Genomic DNA, 15774 nt, shown 5'->3' with positions numbered 1-15774 from the left:
CTTGCGCGGGGCGGCGGGCGGGACCAGACTCCCGGCGCCGCGCCCTGCGAAAGGACAGACCATGCGCCTGCTGCCCGCCGCCCTTGCCCTCGCCCTCGCCGCCCTGCCGCTGCCGCTTGCCGCCGAGGGGTCCACGGAGGACGGGCGCGTCCTTCTCCTGCCCGGCGACCGCGAGGTCTCCGACCCGACAACTGGCGTCACCTTCCGGCTAACCGCTGTGACGGACCAGCGCTGCCCGGCCGACGTCGCCTGCGTCTGGGAGGGGATGATACGGCTGGAGATCGAGGCGGTGCTGGCCCCGGATGACAGCCGCAGCGTCATCCTCTGCAACGCCTGCGACGACGGCGGCCGCACCGCCGATCTGCCGGGCATGATCCTGCGTTTCGAGGGGCTGGAACCTTCGACGGCGGAACTGGCCCGACGCGCACGCCTGCCGGTGCTGCAGGATTACACCGCGAGCATCGCGCTTTCCGCCCCCTGAGCCATCTTGCGGCGGCGGGCGGGCCGCGCCAATGATGCGGGGATGAGCCGCTTCCTGACGCCCCATGCCGCCGCCCTGCCCTCCACCGTGCCCTTCACCGGGCCGGAGACCTTGGAGCGGCGGCAGTGCAGCGCCTTCCGCGCCCGCCTCGGCGCCAACGAATCCCTGTTCGGCCCCTCGCCCGAGGCCATCGCCGCGATGGAGCGGGCGGCGGCGGAGGTGTGGAAATACGGCGACCCCGAGAACCACGACCTGAAACAGGCGCTGGCCCGCCACCACGGCTGCACGCCGGCGCATGTGGTGGTCGGCCCCGGCATCGACGGCCTTCTCGGCCTGATCTGCCGGCTGACGCTGGCCCCCGGCACCCCGGTGGTGACCAGCCTCGGCGCCTATCCGACCTTCGCCTTCCATGTCGCCGGCTACGGCGGCGCGCTGACCCGCGTCCCCTACCGCGGCGCGCATGAGGACGCCGAGGCGCTGCTGGCCGCCACCAAGGCGGAGGGGGCGCGGCTGCTCTACATTGCCAACCCCGACAACCCGATGGGCAGCCACCACCCGGCGGCGGTGATCGAGGATCTGGTGGCGAACCTGCCGGCGGACACGCTGCTGATTCTGGACGAGGCCTATGCCGACCTGGCGCCGGAGGATGCCATCCCGGCGATCCCGGCCGACCACCCGCAGGTGATCCGCTTCCGCACCTTCTCGAAGGGCTACGGCATGGCCGGCGCGCGGGTCGGCTATGCCATCGCCGAGCCCGGGCTGGCGCTGGCCTTCGACAAGGTGCGCGACCATTTCGGCATGGGCCGGACCAGCCAGATCGGCGCGCTGGCGGCGCTGGCGGATCAGGACTGGTTACGTCAGGTGAAGACGCAGATCGCCGCGGGGCGCGACAGGCTGGGGCGGATCGCCCGCGCCAACGGGCTGGAGCCGCTGCCCTCGGCCACCAATTTCGTCACCATCGACCTCGGCCGCGACGGCGACCATGCCCGCAAGGTGCTGGCCGAGGCGCAGGCCCGCGGGCTGTTCATCAGGATGCCCGGCGTCGCGCCCTTGGACCGCTGCCTGCGCATCAGCATCGGCCCGGACCCGGCGCTGGACGTGGTGGAGGAGGTGCTGCCGCTGGCGCTGAAGGCCGCCGGCTGATCACTCGGCCGCGAGGTCGGGCTTGGCCGGGCCGAGCGAGGGCGCAGGTCCCACCGGCGCCTCGGCCGCGCCGAGTCGCAGCGGCGGCAGCGGCGGTTCCACCTCCGGCGCGGCCAGAAGCGGGGCCGCGACGGGCACGTCGGCCAGCGTCAGCGAGGTCCCGGCCTCCAGCGCGCGGCGGAACACCAGCATGTTCTGGAAGGTGGTCTTCGATCCGGTCAGACCCACCCGCTCGTCGCAGGGCAGCGCATCGGCGCGGACATAGTCCCAGCCCTCGGCCCCCATCCGGTTCATCAGCCCGGTCAGCGCCAGCGCGAACCGCTCCTCGGTCGTCTTCACGCCGCGGGCCTTCTCGCCGCGCCGGGGGGCGGGGACGACCTTGTATTCGTAGCGCTGCATCGAAGCCTCCTGCCCGCCTTTGCGCGGGATATTAGCGGGATTCGCACCGCAACGGCAAATCCGCAAAAGGTTTTCCGCCGGGGCGCCAGCGCCTTCGCGCCACATCCCCCGCATCTGGTGGGCGGCTGGCCGCCGCCCCCAACGGATGGGGTCAGAGCCCCAGCTTCTTCACCACCAGATCGTTCACCGCCGCCGGATTGGCCTTGCCGCCGGTGGTCTTCATCACCTGTCCGACGAACCAGCCGACCAGCTTGGCGTTGACGCGGGCTTTCTCGACCTGCCCCGGATTCGCGGCGATGATCTCGTCCACCGCCGCCTCGATGGCGCCGGTGTCGGTGACCTGTTTCATGCCGCGGGCTTCAACGATGGCGGCCGGATCGCCGCCCTCGGTCCAGAGGATCTCGAACAACTCCTTGGCGATCTTGCCCGAGATGGTGCCGTCGGAAATCAGGTCCACCAGCCCGCCCAACTGTTTGGCCGAGACCGGGCTGCCGGCGATCTCCAGCCCTTCCTTCTTCAGCCGGCCGAACAGCTCGTTGATCACCCAGTTCGCCGCCAGCTTGCCGTCGCGGCCCTTGGCCACCTCGTCGAAGTAGCGCGCCGAATCCAGTTCCGCCGTCAGCACCGAGGCGTCGTAGTCGGTCAGGCCGAAGTCGGCCATGAACCGGGCCTTCTTGGCGTCCGGCAGTTCCGGCATCGTGGCGGCGATGCCGTCCACCCACTCCTGCTCGATCTCCAGCGGCAGCAGGTCGGGGTCGGGGAAGTAGCGGTAGTCGTGCGCCTCTTCCTTCGACCGCATCGAGCGGGTCTCGTTGCGGTCGGGGTCGTAGAGCCGGGTCTCCTGCGTGACCGTGCCGCCGTCTTCCAGGATGGCGATCTGGCGCCGCGCCTCGTAGTCGATGGCCGCCATGATGAAGCGCATCGAGTTCATGTTCTTGATCTCGCAGCGGGTGCCGAGGTGCGAGAAATCGCCGGTCGCCTGCCATTTCTCGTATTGGCCGGGCCGGCAGACCGAGACGTTCACGTCCGCCCGCAGGTTGCCGTTCTGCATGTTGCCGTCGCAGGTGCCGAGGTAGCGCAGGATCTGCCGCAGCTTGGTGACATAGGCCGCCGCCTCCTCCGGTCCCCGGATGTCGGGGCGGGAGACGATCTCCATCAGCGCGACGCCGGTGCGGTTGAAGTCCACGAAGCTGAGGTTCGGGTCGATGTCGTGGATCGACTTGCCGGCGTCCTGCTCCAGGTGGATGCGCTCGATCCTGACCCGGCGGGCGATGCCGGGGGAGAGTTCGACCAGCACTTCCCCTTCCCCGACGATGGGGTGGTAGAGCTGGCTGATCTGGTAGCCCTGCGGCAAGTCGGGGTAGAAATAGTTCTTGCGGTCGAAGGCCGAGGTCAGGTTGATCTGCGCCTTCAGCCCGAGGCCGGTGCGGACGGCCTGTTCGACGCAGAATTCGTTGATCACCGGCAGCATCCCCGGCATCGCGCAATCGACGAAGGCGACGTTGGAGTTCGGCTCGGCGCCGAAGGTGGTGGAGGCGCCGGAGAACAGCTTGGCGTTGGAGGCGACCTGGGCATGGATCTCCATCCCGATCACCAGTTCCCAGTCGTGTTTCGCGCCCTGGATCACCTTGGGCTGCGGCGGGGTGAAGGTCAGGTCGAGCATGGGCATCCCCTCTGGCGTTCGGCCCTAGGCTTTAGGCCGCAAGGCCCGGCGGGGCAAGGGGGGTGGGGCAACCCCGGAAGTGTCTACGCCTGTCCGGGCGGAAACAGGCGAGGCACTGCCTCGCCCCGCCCGTGCGCGGCATATCAACCGGAGACGACGGTAGCACGAGCCCGCGGGAGGCCAGCGCCCGACCCGGCGGGCGAGAAGCGCCCGCCGAGGGCGGGGCGGGCGCTGGCCGGGCCATTGAGGCCCGGCCGGGATAAAGGGGAACCGTTGCGATGTGGCGAAGGCAATAGCCTTCGCCAAGGAGGCCGGAGTGAGAAAGTCGTGCGACCTCCCTCACCCCGGCAGCCGCGTCACCAGTCCCTCCGGGCCGAGACAGACATGCTCCCCCCTCGCCAGGTCGCGGCCGAACACCTGCTCCAGCGCATAGGAGATGCCCGCCCCGCCGTTCTCCCAGGCCGAAAGGTGGAACTCGCGGACGGAGTTGCGCAGGTGGTCGTCCAGCGCCTCCTGCACCACCGCCCGGCGCTGCGGCGGGGCCTCGGTCAGGCCGTGATGCAATTCAGTCAGGGCGGCGGCAACGATATTGGCGCGATACTGGCAGCCGGTGGCGTGGAAATGATCCACCAGCCCGGCGACGAACAGCGCCAGATTCGCGCCGGGCGGCAGGTCCCCCAGCATCTCCGCCGCCGCCAGATGGAACAGCGCATAGGCCGAGGCGCCGGTGCAGGCCCGGGTGCGGCGCAGGGCGGCGCGGGCCTCGTCCTCGAACCCGGCCAGGGTGCCGAACCATTGCGGCAGCAGGTGGACGGCATGGGTCAGGTGCGGCTCGGGGTTGGTGGGGTCGAGGTCGGACCAGTCCTCATACCAGTCGCGGCAATGGGCATCGCCCTCCTCGATGCCGCGCACCAGCAGATAGCGGGTGCCGGCCAGCAGCGGCGAATCCTCCTCGACCGGGTCGAAGGAACCGAGCGCGGCCTCGGCCAGCGCGGTGTGGTGGAGGAAGTCCTGCCAGACCTCGCGCGGGACGCCCGGCCCGGGCTCGGCGCTGCGGCGCGCCCAGCCATAGTCGAGATGCGCCTGCGCCAGCAGATGCGCGGCCATCGGGTCGTCCTCATGCGCGGCCTGCACATCGGCGAGACGGTCGATCCCGGCCAGCGCGGCGGGCCAGTCGCGGCGGGCCAGCGCCTGCGCCAAAGGCATCCGGGCGCCCTCGCTGACCAGCGCGGCGAGGCGGCGGCCGCCCGGCGCGGCGGTGCGGGCATGGTCGGCGCGGCGCAGGACGGCGAAAAGCTCGGCCCACCGGCCCTCGGCGGCAAGGGCCGCGTGCTCCGCCCGCATCGCTGCCCAGAGGACGGATTCGGGGCTGGCCGCCAGCACCGGGGCGTGCAGCCGGCCGCCGAGGATCGCCCCCGGCACCGGCGGCGGCGCGGGCCGCCCGCGGCGCGGCGCGCGGGCCAGATGCCCCAGCCGCGTGGCAAGAAGCCGCGCAGGCGCGGCAAGGCGGGTGGCCAGGCCCGGGATCTGCGGTGTAGTGACCATTCCGTTCGCCCGTAGACAGCGTTTCCTCGGGCAAGACTGACGGCCGAAAGGGGCGGAAAGATGGTGCGGCAAAGGATTTCGCGTGATGGTTGCGCAGGCCGGAGGGCGCGGCAGGGCGCAATTGCGGCAGTCCTGATGATCGGCCTCTCCGGCTGCGTGGCCGAGGAGATGGGCGCCGGCCTGTCCTCCAGCCTGCCGGACGTGCCCACCCGCTGGGACCACCACCCCGAGGCCGACACCTGGACCGCCGCCGCCTTCGTCGCGGTGGCCGAGAAGGACGCGGTGCTGGCCGGGCGGGTGCCGGGCGACATCGCCGCCTGGTGCCCGGGCTATGCCGAGGCGCCGCTGAACGACCGCCGCGCCTTCTGGGTCGGGCTGATGAGCGCGGTCGCCAAGTCCGAGAGCAGCTTCAACCCGGCGGCGGCGGGCGGCGGCGGGCGCTATGTCGGGCTGATGCAGATCTCGCCGAAGACGGCGCAGGCGAACGGCTGCGACGCCACCTCGGCCGGGGCGCTGAAGGACGGCGGCGAGAACCTGGAATGCGCGGTCGAGGTGTTCTCGCGCGACGTGGCCCGCGACGGGGTGGTCGCCGGCAAGGGCAACCGCGGCGTCGGGCGGCAATGGATGCCGCTGCGCAAGGCCGGGAAACGCAGCGAGATGGCGGAATGGATCGCCAGCCAGCCCTATTGCGCCAAGGGCTGAAACGGGAGCGATCTTTCGCCGAAAAATCGGTCGGTCAGCCCAGCCTGAAAGCGCGGGAAATCTCTTCCAGCGCCTCCTTCTGCCGCAGCGTCAGCGCGCCGTCGCGGCCCGAGGCCGCCACGTCCTTCACCACCTCCATCAGCGGTTGCAGCGCCGCGGCCCCCTTCATCTTCACCAGCCGGCGCGAGAAGCGCTTCAGCGCCGCGTCCGGCCCGCCGCATTCGGCGACCAGCCAGCGGCCGAGGATCATCGCCTCTTCCGCCTTGGCGCGGTCATGCCCCAGCCGCGACTGCAGGCTGACCAGCAGCGCGTCCTGCTGTTCCGCCGTCGGCAGGCCGGCGAGGTCCAGGAAGGCCAGCCCCGCCCCGGCCACCGCCACGTCCGGGTCCCGCAGGCTGTCCACGGGATGCTCGTCGTAGCGGCGGCGGAAGCCGAAGCGGCGGGCGGCCGACATCACGTCCTGCGCCATCCCCGCCAGGTCCTGCGCCGCATGACCGGCGGCGCGCGCCCGGCTGATCCAGAAATACGCCGCCGCGACCAGTCCGAGCAGGGCGATGACATAGGGCATGACGGCAACCTCCTGAAAACACGCCTGCCGACCTTGGCTTGCGCCGCGGCAGCCGTCAACCGGCGGCCCCGCGCAGCCGCGAGGCCATCTCCGAAAGGTCGCGGCTCAGGCCGGGGGCGGCGAGGATGCGGTCCAGCTGCGCCTTGGCCCGCGCCTGCCGGGTAGCGTCGTAGCGGGCCCAGGTCTCGAAGGCGGTGGACATCCGCGCCGCGGTCTGCGGGTTCAGCGGGTCCAGCTTCAGCAGCCAGTCCGCCACCACCCGGTAGCCCGCGCCATCGGCCCGGTGGAAGCCGGCATGGTTGCCCGACAGCGCGCCGATGACGGACCGGAAACGGTTGGGGTTCTTCCAGTCGAAGCGGGGATGGGCGGTCAGCCGCTCGGTGGTCTCGGCAGCCTCGGCCGGGGCGGCGAAGGCGATCTGCAGGGCGAACCACTTGTCCATCACCAGCGGGTTGTCCTGCCATTGCGCCTCGAACGCGGCCAGTTCCGCCTGCCCCTTGCCGGAGTCGAGCAGCGCCGACAGCGCCGCGATCCGGTCGGTCATGTTGGTCGCCGCGGCGAAGGCGGCTTCCGCCGCCGCGCCGCCGTCGGTCCGCGTCAGCAGCATCAGCGCCGCGCCCTTCAGCGCCCGCCGCCCGGCCGCCGCGGCATCGGGCGAGAACGGCCCGCGGTCGGTCAGCGCCGCGATCAGCCCCGGCAGTTGCGGCGCCAGCCGCGTCGCCAGCGCCCGGCCGGCGGCGCGGCGGGCGGTGTGGATGGCGTCCGGGTCCGGCGTCACCCCGCGGTCGTGCAGGGTCTGCGCCAGTTCGTCCTCGCCCGGCAGCCGCAGGGCCAGCGCCCGGAACGCCGGGTCGAGGCTCTCGTCCAGCGCCAGTCCGGCCAGCGCCTCCAGCCACTGCGGCGAGGGCGCGGCGCCTTCGGTCACCATGGCGAGGATCTCGCCCCGGGCCAGTGCCCGCCCCGCCTCCCAGCGGTTGAACGGGTCGGTGTCATGGGCCAGCAGGAACGCCTGCTCCTGCGCCGGGACCTGCCGCTCCAGCACCACCGGGGCCGAGAAGCCGCGCAGGATCGAGGGGATCGGCCGGGTCGCCAGCCCCTCGAAGCGGAAGCTCTGCTCCGCTTCGGTCATCTCCAGCACCGTGGTCGGCACCACCTCGTCGCCGTTGGGGTTCAAGAGGCCCACGGCGATGGGGATCACCCGCGGGTCCTTCTGCGGCTGGCCGGGGGTGGGCGGGTTTTCCTGGCGGAAATGAAGGGTATAGCTGCCGTCCTTCCAGTCGTCCGAGACCTTCAGCCGCGGGGTGCCGGCCTGGGAATACCAGCGCTTGAACTGGCTCAGGTCGCGGCCGGTGGCATCCTCGAACACCTTCAGCCAGTCCTCGATGGTGGCGGCATCGCCGTCGTGGCGGTCGAAGTAGAGATCCAGCGCCCTGGCATAGCCCTCATCGCCGACCAGCCGCTTCAGCATCCCGATGACCTCGGCGCCCTTCTCGTAGACGGTGGCGGTGTAGAAGTTGTTGATCTCCACGAAGGAGTCGGGCCGCACCGGATGCGCCAGCGGCCCCTGATCCTCGCGGAACTGGCGGGCGCGCAGGGTGACGACATCCTCGATCCGCTTCACCGCATGGCTGCGCATGTCACCGGAGAACTGCTGGTCGCGGAAGACGGTCAGACCCTCCTTCAGGCACAGCTGGAACCAGTCACGGCAGGTGATGCGGTTGCCGGTCCAGTTGTGGAAATACTCATGCGCGATCACCGCCTCGATCCGGGCATAGTCGTCGTCGGTGGCGGTCTCGGGAGAGGCGAGGACGAGCTTGGAGTTGAAAATGTTCAAGCCCTTGTTCTCCATCGCGCCCATGTTGAAGTCATCGACGGCGACGATGTTGAAAATGTCCAGGTCGTATTCACGGCCGTAGACTTCCTCGTCCCATCTCATCGACCGGATCAGGCTGTCCATCGCATAGGCGCAACGGTCCTGGTCGCCGGGCCGGACCCAGACCGCCAGCCCGACCTTGCGGCCGGAGCGGGTGGTGAAGCTGTCGCGATGCGCCACCAGGTCGCCCGCCACCAGCGCGAACAGATAGGCGGGCTTCGGCCAGGGGTCGTGCCATTCCGCCCATCCCGCCCCCTGCCCTGCCGGGTTGCCGTTCGACAGCAGCACCGGCAGGTCGCTTTCGATCCGCACCTTGAACGGGGCCATCACGTCGGGGCGGTCGGGGTAGAAGGTGATCTTGCGGAAGCCCTCGGCCTCGCATTGGGTGCAATACATGCCTTTCGACATGTAAAGCCCCTCCAGCGCGGTGTTGGCGGCGGGGGCGATCTCCACCTCGGCCTCCCAGAGGAAGGGGCCGGAGGGGACGGCGCAGGTCAGGCCCTTGGCGGTGACGTCGGGCTGCACGGGCCGGCCGTCGATGGCGGCGGAGACCAGCCGCAGGTCCTCGCCCTGCAGGAAGAACTCCTGCGGCGGGGCCTCGGGGTTGGGGGCGAAGCGGATGCGGCTGGCGACGCGGGTGGCATCGGGCGACAGGCGGAAGGTCAGCGCCACCTCCTCGACGATCCAGCCGAAGGGGCGGTAATCGGCAAGATAGATGGTCTGCGGGGCGGCGTCTTCCATGGCTCTCTCCGGCTGTTCCGGCCGGAAGCCTAGGGGCGGCGGCGGGCGGCTTCAAGGGCCGCCCCCCGCTCGTCGCGTGCCTTCGGCGCTCCTCGCCGACGAGCGCATGAAATGCGACGAGGAGGCCCCGGTCATGCCCCGACGAAGCGCGCCAGCTTGCCCAGCGTCTGCAGGCCCAGTTCCACGGCGCCGAAGCCCTTGGCGTCGCGGAATTCCTCCGCCGTGTTGAACACCATGCCGAGCGTGACCTTGGTCGCGCCGTCCTGGTCCTCGAACCGGGCCCAGGCGTCGGCGTGCTTCGGCCCGTTCTCGCCCCAGTGCAGGGTGTAGTGCAGCCGGTCCTCGGGCAGGATTTCGCCATAGCGGTGGTGGTTGGGGAAGACCGTGCCGTCCGGGCCGATCATGTCGAAGACCCATTCGCCGCCCGCCCGCAGGTCGATGCGCTTGGTGCGGCAGGAGAACCCCTCCGGCCCCCACCATTGCGGCAGGCTGTCGTTGTTCAGCCAGGCGCCCCAGACCACCGGGCGGGGCGCCTTGATCACCCGCTCCAGCACCATGCACCGTTCCGCCACGCCGCGCAGGTTGTCGAGGCCGCCGGCGAAGCCCTGACGGTAGCCCTCTTCCATGTCCTCGGCCAGCGAGGACAGTTGCACCGTCACCGCGATCCGGCTGCCCTCGCCCTCGGCGGCGAAATCCGCCGTCACCAGCGCCGCCGACTGGATGATCCCTTCGGCGGAGATCACCTCGTAGTTCACGCTGCAGCGGCCGGGCTGCATCTCCAGCCAGCCGCCTTCGCAGCGGATCTCCGGCGGCTGCGGCCCGCGGCAGATCGAGACCTCGCGCCCGCCAACCTGCGGATCGGATTGCAGGATTTCCACCGTCACCTCGGGCGAGGGCGCCGACCAAACCGCCCGCGCGGCGGGGGCGGTCCAAGCCTGCCAGAGGGTGGAGACCGGCGCCTCGACCCTGCGGTCGAAGCTCAGGGTGGCGAAGCGGGTCATTTCAGCAGGCCCCTGGCATAATCCTCAAGCTGGGTGACCACCGTGCCCCAGCCGTCGAAGAAGCCCATCTGCTCGTGGCTTTCGCGGGTTTCCGGGCTGCGGTGGCGGGCGATGGCGGTATAGCTGGTGCCGCCGCCGGGCGCGTCCGCCAGGAGCAGGATCGCGGTCATGAACGGCTCGGGTGCCGGCTTCCAGCCTTCGGTATAGGCGTCGGTGAAGACCAGCTTCTCCTGCGGCACCACCTCCAGATAGACGCCCTGGTTGTCCATCACATTGCCTTCGACGTCGAAGGTGGTGTTGAACCGCCCGCCGACCCGCAGGTCGATGTCCACCGCCGTCACCCTGTGCGGCTTCGGAATGAAGAAATGCGGGATGTGTTCGGGCTTGGTCCAGCAGTCCCAGACCAGTTGCCGCGGCACCGCCAGGGTGCGGGTGAAGCTGAGGTCGGTCTTCGGGTCCAGTTCGGGGGCTTTGACAGTCATTTCGCGCGTTCCTTCATCAGTTTGGTCACATAGTCGTCCAGCCGGTCGAGCCGGGCCTCCCAGATCGCCCGCTGCTCGTCGAGCCAGCTCCGCACCGGGGCCAGCGCCTCCGGCACGATGGCGCAGGACCGCACGCGGCCATCCTTCGCCGTGGCGATCAGCCCCGCCTCCTCCAGCACCGAGAGGTGCCGCATCACCGTCGGCAGCCGCAGCCCGGTCGGGGCGGCAAGCGCGGTCACCGGCGCCGGCCCTTCGGCCAGCCGGGTCAGGATCGCCCGCCGGGTGGGATCGGAGAGCGCGTGGAAGAGAAGCGAGAGGTCGGCATCATGCTTAGCCATATCTCTAACTATCATCCGCCCGGCCCCGCGGCAAGAAAAACTTCGCCGGTCGGCTAAGTTTCGCTTTCAACGCATCCCGAAAGGTGCTTGTCGGCGATGGCGGATAATCCGCCGGCCTCGCACCTTGCCCCTGCCCCGGACCGGGGCGTAATGTGTGCCATGGTATGCGAAGGAGGCCGCGATGGCAGGACGGGTGACGAAATCCGGGCTTCAGGTCGACGGGCAGCTGGCCCGCTTCATCGAGGACCGGGCGCTGTCCGGCACCGGGGTCGCGCCGGAGGCGTTCTGGAGCGGGTTTGCCGCAATCCTCACCGACCTCGCGCCGAAGAACCGGGCGCTCTTGGCGAAACGGCAGGACCTGCAGGACAAGATCGACGCCTGGCATCGGGCCCGCAGGGGCCAGCCGCATGACCATGCCGCCTACAAGGCCTATCTGGCCGAGATCGGCTATCTCTTGCCCGAAGGCCCGGCCTTCCGCATCGAGACCGAGAACGTGGACCCCGAGATCGCCCGCGTCCCCGGCCCGCAGCTGGTGGTGCCGATCACCAATGCCCGCTATGCCTTGAACGCCGCCAATGCCCGTTGGGGCAGCCTTTACGACTGCCTCTACGGCACCGATGCCTTGGGCTCGGCCCCGCCGAAGGGCGGCTACGACAAGGGCCGCGGCGCCCGGGTGGTGGCCCGCGCAAGGGTGTTCCTGGACGAGGCCTTCCCGATCGACGGCGCCTCCCACGCCGATGTGCGGCGCTATCATGTCCGCGACGGCGCGCTGCTGGTGGACGAGATGCCGCTGGTCACGCCGTCGAAATTCGTCGGCTACAAGGGCAACCCGAAGGCCCCCGACGCCATCCTGCTGCGGAACAACGGGCTGCATGTCGAGCTGGTCTTCGACCGGGCGCATTTCATCGGCGCGCGCGACCAGGCCTGCCTGGCCGATGTGCAGCTGGAAAGCGCGATGTCGGCGATCATGGATTGCGAGGATTCGGTCGCCTGCGTCGATGCCGAGGACAAGGTGCTGGCCTATGGCAACTGGCTGGGGCTGATGAAGGGCGACCTTGCCGACAACTTCGAGAAGGGCGGCAAGCAGCTGACCCGCCGCCTGGCCGCCGACCGCAGCTATACCGCGCCGGACGGCAGCCCGCTGGTGCTGAAGGGCCGCGCCCTGATGTGGGTGCGCAATGTCGGCCATCTGATGACCAACCCGGCGATCCTGCTGCCGGACGGCTCCGAGGTCCCCGAGGGGATCATGGACGCCATGGTCACCACCGCCATCGCCATCCACGACCTGAAGAAGGCGGAAGGCGCGCGCAACTCGCTCCACGGCTCGGTCTATGTGGTCAAGCCGAAGATGCACGGGCCCGAGGAAGTGGCCTTCGCCGACGAGATCTTCACCCGGGTGGAGGACGTGCTCGGCCTGCCCCGCAACACCGTGAAGCTGGGCATCATGGACGAGGAGCGGCGGACCTCGGTCAACCTGAAGGAATGCATAAGGGCGGCGAAATCGCGGGTGGCCTTCATCAACACCGGCTTCCTCGACCGCACCGGCGACGAGATCCACACCTCGATGGAGGCCGGGCCGTTCAGCCGCAAGGACTTCATCAAGCGCAAGGGCTGGATCACCGCCTACGAGAACCTGAACGTCGACATCGGGCTGGAATGCGGGCTGTCGGGCAAGGCGCAGATCGGCAAGGGCATGTGGGCGATGCCGGACCTGATGGCGGCGATGCTGGACGAGAAGATCGCCCATCCGCGGGCAGGCGCGAACTGCGCCTGGGTGCCCTCGCCCACCGCGGCCACGCTGCACGCGCTGCACTACCACAAGGTCGACGTGCTGGCGGTGCAGGCGAAGCTGGCCAAGGGCGGGCGGCGCGCCCATGTCGACGGCATCCTGGAGATCCCGCTGGCCAGCTTCCGCCGCTGGTCGGCCGACCAGGTGCGCCGGGAGGTCGAGAACAACGCGCAGGGCATCCTCGGCTATGTCGTGCGCTGGATCGACCAGGGCGTCGGCTGCTCCAAGGTGCCCGACATCAACGACGTCGGGCTGATGGAAGACCGCGCGACCTGCCGCATCTCGGCCCAGCACATCGCCAACTGGCTGCACCAGGGCGTGGTCGGCCGCGACGAGGTGATGGAGGCGATGAAGAAGATGGCCGCCGTGGTGGACCGGCAGAACGCGGGCGATCCGCTCTATCGCCCGATGGCGCCGGGCTTTCAGGGCATCGCCTTCCAGGCGGCCTGCGATCTGGTGTTCAAGGGGCGCGAACAGCCCTCGGGCTATACCGAGCCGCTCTTGCACGCCTACCGGCTGAAGGCCAAGGCGGCAGGCTGACGGAGCGCCTGGCCCGGGCGGCGGAGCCTCCGGCGGGAGTATTTGAGCCAAGATGAAGCTGCATGCCCTTCATCTTGGCTCAAATACTCTCAGGGGGTTTGGGGGCAGAATGCCCCCAACGCCGAGGAGGAGGCGAAGGCCGACGACGAGACAAGAGGCTTGCGGCGGCAGCCGCGCGATTGCCTCAGCCGATGTCCAGCGCCAGCGCGTGGATTCGCGCCGTCAGGTCGCCGAGCGCGCGATGCACCGCCCGGTGCCGTTCCACCCGGCCCATCGGCGCGAAGGCGGCGGCGCGGATCGTCACCCGGAAATGGCTCTCGCCCGAGCCGTCGTCGCCGGCGTGCCCGGCATGGCGGTGGCTCTCGTTCTCCACCACCAGCTCGATCGGTGCGAAGGCCTCGGTCAGCCGGGCCTCGATCTCGTCCTTCACGCTCATTTTTCTTCCTCCCCCTTCAATCCGCCGGCAAAGGCCTTAAACTCCTCCCCCCGAGTCGGAAAGGCAGCAGCAGGCATCCGGAATATGGCGACCAAGCCCCCCTTTGACTTCGACCTGCGCGTCAGCGCCGACAAGAAGCGCAAGCAGGCCAGCCGCCGCGGCGGCCCCGCCGCGGCCGAGGCGACCGGCCGCGCCTGCGACCATCCCGGCTGCGACCGGCCCGGCGCCTATCGCGCGCCGAAGTCGCCCGACCTGCTGGACGAGTTCTTCTGGTTCTGCAAGGACCACATCCGCGAATACAACCTGAAGTGGAACTACTTCCACGGCACCACCGACGAGGAATTCCAGAAGATCGTCGACCAGGACCGCGTCTGGGGCCGCGAGACCAAGCCCTTCTCGCGCCAGGGCGACGGCAATGCCTGGGCGCGGATGGGCGTCAACGACCCGATGCAGATCCTGGGCGAGAAGGCCACCCGCAACCCCGGCGCCCTCCCGGCCTCGGGCGCGACCCGCAAGCTGCCGCCGACCGAGCGCAAGGCGATCGAGATCCTCGACGCCCGCGACACCATGTCGAAGACGGAGATCCGCAAGGTCTACAAGGGCCTGATCAAGGTGCTGCACCCCGACATGAACGGCGGCGACCGCGGCCACGAGGAGCAACTGCAGGAAGTGGTCTGGGCCTGGGACCAGATCAAGGACAGCCGCTACTTCCGGGATTGAGGGCCGGGATCACTCCCGCTCTGTCCGGGCGGGATGAGGCGAGGCACTGCCTCGCCCCCGCCCGTGCGCGGCGGCAGCACCCCGAGACGGCAGTCACGAGACCCCGAGAGGCCAGCGCCCGACCCGGCGGGCGAGAAGCGCCCGCCGAGGGCGGGGCGGGCGCTGGCCGGGCCTTGGGGGCCCGGCCGGTCCCGGCTGAAACGGTGCACAGTGGCGAAGGCACGCGCCTTCGCCAGGGATACCGGGCTCCGCGAGCAGGCACATTTCTGCCGCTTCCCCTTGCGGCTGCGCGGCGAATCCTCCACTACTCGGACCGATTGGCTCGCGCTCGCGGGCGCGAGAAGTCAGGACGTTCCCATGCTCGATACCATTGCGAAACCCACCGAGGAAATCTCCGTCCGCGAGACCTTCGGTATCGACACCGAGATGCGGGTCAAGGGCTTTGCCGACAAGACCGAGCGGGTGCCCGAGATCGACCCGACCTACAAGTTCGACCCCGACACCACGCTGGCGATCCTGGCGGGCTTCGCCTACAACCGCCGGGTGATGATCCAGGGCTATCACGGCACCGGCAAATCCACCCATATCGAGCAGGTGGCGGCGCGGCTGAACTGGCCCTGCGTGCGGGTGAACCTCGACAGCCACATCTCCCGCATCGACCTGATCGGCAAGGACGCGATCAAGCTGGAAGACGGCAAGCAGGTCACCAAGTTCCACGAGGGCATCCTGCCCTGGGCGCTGCGCAACCCGGTCGCCATCGTCTTCGACGAATACGACGCCGGCCGCGCCGACGTGATGTTCGTCATCCAGCGGGTGCTGGAGCATGACGGCAAGCTGACGCTGCTGGACCAGAACGAGATCATCACGCCCCACCCCAGCTTCCGCCTCTTCGCCACCGCGAATACGGTGGGCCTTGGCGATACCACCGGCCTTTACCACGGGGTCCAGCAGATCAACCAGGCGCAGATGGACCGTTGGTCGCTGGTGGCGACGCTGAACTACCTGAGCCACGATGCCGAGACCGCCATCGTCCTGGCCAAGAACCCGCATTACAACAACGAGAAGGGCCGCAAGACCATCAGCCAGATGGTGACGGTGGCCGACCTGACCCGCACCGCCTTCATGAACGGCGACCTCTCCACGGTGATGTCGCCGCGGACGGTGCTGAACTGGGCGCAGAACGCCGAGATCTTCCGCAACGTCGGCTATGCCTTCCGGCTGACCTTCCTGAACAAGTGCGACGAGTTGGAGCGGCAGACCGTGGCCGAGTTCTACCAGCGCTGCTTCAACGAGGAACTGCCGGAATCGGCGGCCAGCATGGCGATGAAATGAGCCGGGCGGTGGGGCAGGCCC

At 69.7% G+C, this 15774-nt stretch carries 15 protein-coding genes; 6 read left to right on the top strand and 9 right to left on the bottom strand.

Features of this window, described 5'->3' with window-relative positions; translation table 11 throughout:
• Positions 1-61: 61 nt before the first annotated feature.
• Together G5B31_RS08710 and G5B31_RS08705 are read left to right on the top strand one after the other, a co-directional pair.
• Positions 62-481: a hypothetical protein gene (locus G5B31_RS08710; RefSeq protein WP_165016124.1), complete on the top strand. Its 420-nt coding sequence runs from the start codon at positions 62-64 to the stop codon at positions 479-481.
• A 42-nt stretch (positions 482-523) separates the two neighbouring features.
• Positions 524-1624, top strand: coding sequence for a pyridoxal phosphate-dependent aminotransferase (locus tag G5B31_RS08705; RefSeq protein ID WP_165016122.1), 1101 nt, complete (start codon positions 524-526; stop codon positions 1622-1624).
• On the opposite strand, the gene G5B31_RS08700 is transcribed toward G5B31_RS08705, so the two are convergent.
• The 3 genes from G5B31_RS08700 to G5B31_RS08690 form a co-directional block, all read right to left on the bottom strand.
• Positions 1625-2023, bottom strand: a complete 399-nt coding sequence (locus tag G5B31_RS08700; protein ID WP_165016120.1) for a DUF4177 domain-containing protein — start codon at positions 2021-2023, stop codon at positions 1625-1627.
• Between the two features lie 151 nt (positions 2024-2174).
• Positions 2175-3686, bottom strand: coding sequence for an Asp-tRNA(Asn)/Glu-tRNA(Gln) amidotransferase subunit GatB (gene gatB, locus G5B31_RS08695; protein WP_165016118.1), 1512 nt, complete (start codon positions 3684-3686; stop codon positions 2175-2177).
• 339 nt (positions 3687-4025) lie between these two features.
• Positions 4026-5231: a hypothetical protein gene (locus G5B31_RS08690; protein WP_165016116.1), complete on the bottom strand. Its 1206-nt coding sequence runs from the start codon at positions 5229-5231 to the stop codon at positions 4026-4028.
• Positions 5232-5366: 135 nt separating this feature from the next.
• Between G5B31_RS08690 and G5B31_RS08685 the strand changes: the two genes are divergently transcribed.
• Positions 5367-5933 (top strand): transglycosylase SLT domain-containing protein, encoded by a 567-nt coding sequence (locus G5B31_RS08685; RefSeq protein ID WP_240904335.1) that lies wholly within the window; start codon positions 5367-5369, stop codon positions 5931-5933.
• 34 nt (positions 5934-5967) lie between these two features.
• On the opposite strand, the gene G5B31_RS08680 is transcribed toward G5B31_RS08685, so the two are convergent.
• From G5B31_RS08680 to G5B31_RS08660, 5 genes are all read right to left on the bottom strand, one after another.
• Positions 5968-6501, bottom strand: coding sequence for a hypothetical protein (locus G5B31_RS08680; RefSeq protein ID WP_165016112.1), 534 nt, complete (start codon positions 6499-6501; stop codon positions 5968-5970).
• 55 nt (positions 6502-6556) lie between these two features.
• Positions 6557-9115 (bottom strand): aminopeptidase N, encoded by a 2559-nt coding sequence (gene pepN, locus G5B31_RS08675; RefSeq protein WP_165016110.1) that lies wholly within the window; start codon positions 9113-9115, stop codon positions 6557-6559.
• Positions 9116-9246: 131 nt separating this feature from the next.
• The gene (locus G5B31_RS08670) at positions 9247-10116 is read right to left on the bottom strand and encodes an SRPBCC family protein (RefSeq protein WP_165016109.1); all 870 of its coding nucleotides are present in this window, start codon (positions 10114-10116) and stop codon (positions 9247-9249) included.
• On the bottom strand, positions 10113-10598 hold the full coding sequence (locus G5B31_RS08665; protein ID WP_165016107.1) for an SRPBCC family protein: 486 nt from the start codon (positions 10596-10598) through the stop codon (positions 10113-10115). The genes G5B31_RS08670 and G5B31_RS08665 overlap by 4 nt, the downstream gene beginning before the upstream one ends.
• A complete protein-coding gene (locus tag G5B31_RS08660) occupies positions 10595-10936 on the bottom strand; it encodes a helix-turn-helix transcriptional regulator (RefSeq protein WP_205911844.1) in 342 nt (113 codons plus the stop codon). Before G5B31_RS08660 ends, G5B31_RS08665 begins: the two co-directional genes overlap by 4 nt.
• A gap of 181 nt (positions 10937-11117) precedes the next feature.
• On the opposite strand from G5B31_RS08660, the gene G5B31_RS08655 reads away from it, so the two are divergent.
• Positions 11118-13265: a malate synthase G gene (locus tag G5B31_RS08655; protein WP_165016103.1), complete on the top strand. Its 2148-nt coding sequence runs from the start codon at positions 11118-11120 to the stop codon at positions 13263-13265.
• Between the two features lie 184 nt (positions 13266-13449).
• Here G5B31_RS08655 and G5B31_RS08650 read toward each other — a convergent pair whose 3' ends face one another.
• Positions 13450-13701, bottom strand: coding sequence for a BolA family transcriptional regulator (locus G5B31_RS08650; protein ID WP_165016102.1), 252 nt, complete (start codon positions 13699-13701; stop codon positions 13450-13452).
• An 84-nt stretch (positions 13702-13785) separates the two neighbouring features.
• On the opposite strand from G5B31_RS08650, the gene G5B31_RS08645 reads away from it, so the two are divergent.
• Entirely contained in the window at positions 13786-14421 is a 636-nt protein-coding gene (locus tag G5B31_RS08645) for a J domain-containing protein (protein ID WP_165016100.1), read from the top strand.
• A gap of 357 nt (positions 14422-14778) precedes the next feature.
• On the top strand, positions 14779-15753 hold the full coding sequence (gene cobS, locus G5B31_RS08640; RefSeq protein ID WP_165016098.1) for a cobaltochelatase subunit CobS: 975 nt from the start codon (positions 14779-14781) through the stop codon (positions 15751-15753).
• The last annotated feature ends 21 nt before the right edge of the window (positions 15754-15774 follow it).

It is taken from the genome of Rhodobacter sp. SGA-6-6 (assembly GCF_011043545.1).
GTDB lineage: Bacteria > Pseudomonadota > Alphaproteobacteria > Rhodobacterales > Rhodobacteraceae > Pseudogemmobacter.
Note: the sequence above shows the minus strand (reverse complement) of the source record. Positions and strands in the feature narration are given on the sequence as shown.

Coding starts and splice junctions, on each gene's coding strand:
- G5B31_RS08710 (WP_165016124.1), top strand. CDS start 62: ATGCGCCTGCTGCCCGCCGCCCTTGCCCTCGCCCTCGCCGCCCTGCCG.
- G5B31_RS08705 (WP_165016122.1), top strand. CDS start 524: ATGAGCCGCTTCCTGACGCCCCATGCCGCCGCCCTGCCCTCCACCGTG.
- G5B31_RS08700 (WP_165016120.1), bottom strand. CDS start 2,023: ATGCAGCGCTACGAATACAAGGTCGTCCCCGCCCCCCGGCGCGGCGAG.
- gatB (WP_165016118.1), bottom strand. CDS start 3,686: ATGCTCGACCTGACCTTCACCCCGCCGCAGCCCAAGGTGATCCAGGGC.
- G5B31_RS08690 (WP_165016116.1), bottom strand. CDS start 5,231: ATGGTCACTACACCGCAGATCCCGGGCCTGGCCACCCGCCTTGCCGCG.
- G5B31_RS08685 (WP_240904335.1), top strand. CDS start 5,367: ATGATCGGCCTCTCCGGCTGCGTGGCCGAGGAGATGGGCGCCGGCCTG.
- G5B31_RS08680 (WP_165016112.1), bottom strand. CDS start 6,501: ATGCCCTATGTCATCGCCCTGCTCGGACTGGTCGCGGCGGCGTATTTC.
- pepN (WP_165016110.1), bottom strand. CDS start 9,115: ATGGAAGACGCCGCCCCGCAGACCATCTATCTTGCCGATTACCGCCCC.
- G5B31_RS08670 (WP_165016109.1), bottom strand. CDS start 10,116: ATGACCCGCTTCGCCACCCTGAGCTTCGACCGCAGGGTCGAGGCGCCG.
- G5B31_RS08665 (WP_165016107.1), bottom strand. CDS start 10,598: ATGACTGTCAAAGCCCCCGAACTGGACCCGAAGACCGACCTCAGCTTC.
- G5B31_RS08660 (WP_205911844.1), bottom strand. CDS start 10,936: ATGGCTAAGCATGATGCCGACCTCTCGCTTCTCTTCCACGCGCTCTCC.
- G5B31_RS08655 (WP_165016103.1), top strand. CDS start 11,118: ATGGCAGGACGGGTGACGAAATCCGGGCTTCAGGTCGACGGGCAGCTG.
- G5B31_RS08650 (WP_165016102.1), bottom strand. CDS start 13,701: ATGAGCGTGAAGGACGAGATCGAGGCCCGGCTGACCGAGGCCTTCGCA.
- G5B31_RS08645 (WP_165016100.1), top strand. CDS start 13,786: ATGGCGACCAAGCCCCCCTTTGACTTCGACCTGCGCGTCAGCGCCGAC.
- cobS (WP_165016098.1), top strand. CDS start 14,779: ATGCTCGATACCATTGCGAAACCCACCGAGGAAATCTCCGTCCGCGAG.